Genomic DNA, 1,419 nt, shown 5'->3' with positions numbered 1-1,419 from the left:
GGGGCTGTGCGTCTCGCTGGCCCTGGGCTCGCCGATGACCGTGGTCTACGCGGCAGATGACATTCAGTTCAACACGGATGTGCTGGACGTCAACGACCGCAAAAATATCGACCTGAGCCAGTTTTCCCGTGGGGGCTACATCATGCCGGGCACCTACGGCATGGTGGTGCATATCAACAAGAATGACCTGCCGGAGCAGCAGATTGCGTTTTATGCGCCGGAGGAGGATCCGAACGGCAGCCGGGCCTGTATCAGCCAGGCGCTGGCGAATGAGCTGGGGTTCAAGGAAGGCGTGCTCAAGGATCTGACCTGGTGGCATGGCGGCGAGTGTCTGGATGAGGGCAGCGTGCCGGGGATGGAGGTGCGGGGTGACCTGGCCACCAATGCCCTGTACCTGAGCATTCCGCAGGCCTTCCTGGAGTACAGCGACGAGAACTGGGACCCGCCGTCCCGCTGGGACGAGGGTATTCCGGGTCTGCTGTTTGACTATAACGTCAATGCCCGTAGCCAGCGTCAGCAGCAGGGCGGCAGCAGCACACAGACCCTGAGCGGCAACGGCACGACCGGGGTCAACCTGGGGGCCTGGCGCCTGCGGGCGGACTGGCAGGCCAACCTTGACCACCAGACCGGTTCGGGGCAATCGACCCGTCAGCAACTGGACTGGAGCCGGTATTACGCCTACCGGGCGGTGCCGTCGCTGCGCTCGAAGCTGACGCTGGGGGAGAACTACCTGGATTCGGGCATGTTCGACAGCTTCCGTTTTACCGGGGCGAGCCTGATATCGGACGACAACATGCTGCCGCCGAACCTGCGTGGATACGCCCCGGAAGTGGTGGGCGTGGCGAAGACCAACGCCAAAGTGGTCATCAGCCAGCAGGGACGGGTGCTGTACGAGACCAGCGTGGCCGCGGGGCCGTTCCGCATTCAGGACATCAACGATGCGGTCAGCGGTGAGCTGAACGTGCGGGTGGAAGAGCAGGACGGCAGCGTGCAGGAGTTCGTGATGAACACCGCGAACATCCCGTACCTGACGCGGCCGGGCGCGGTACGTTTCAAGCTGGCGGCGGGCAAGCCGTCGGACTGGCAGCACCGTTCTCGTGGCCCGCTGTTCGGCACCGGCGAGTTCTCCTGGGGGGTCAGCAACGGCTGGTCGCTGTACGGTGGCGTACTGGCGGGCGGGGATTATAACGCGTTGTCACTGGGTATCGGGCGTGACCTGATGCTGTTCGGTGCCCTGTCGTTTGACGCCACGCAGTCGCGGGCGCGCTTGCCGCAGGAAGAGGGCACGCTCAGCGGCGGCTCTTATCGCCTGAGTTACTCGAAGAGTTTTGACGAGTACGACAGCCAGGTGACCTTTGCCGGCTACCGCTTCTCGGAACAGGACTTCATGAGCATGAGCGAGTATCTGGATGCGAAATA

The 1,419-nt window shown here is 63.4% G+C and carries 1 protein-coding gene; it reads left to right on the top strand.

Annotated elements, in window-relative coordinates; translation table 11 throughout:
- Positions 1 to 1,419 (top strand): fimbria/pilus outer membrane usher protein (locus tag QZQ97_RS24475; RefSeq protein WP_311995509.1); only part of this gene is annotated, 1,419 nt, incomplete at both ends.

Source organism: Serratia sp. root2 (assembly GCF_031931805.1).
Taxonomy (GTDB): Bacteria; Pseudomonadota; Gammaproteobacteria; order Enterobacterales; family Enterobacteriaceae; genus Serratia; species Serratia inhibens.
Note: the sequence above shows the minus strand (reverse complement) of the source record. Positions and strands in the feature narration are given on the sequence as shown.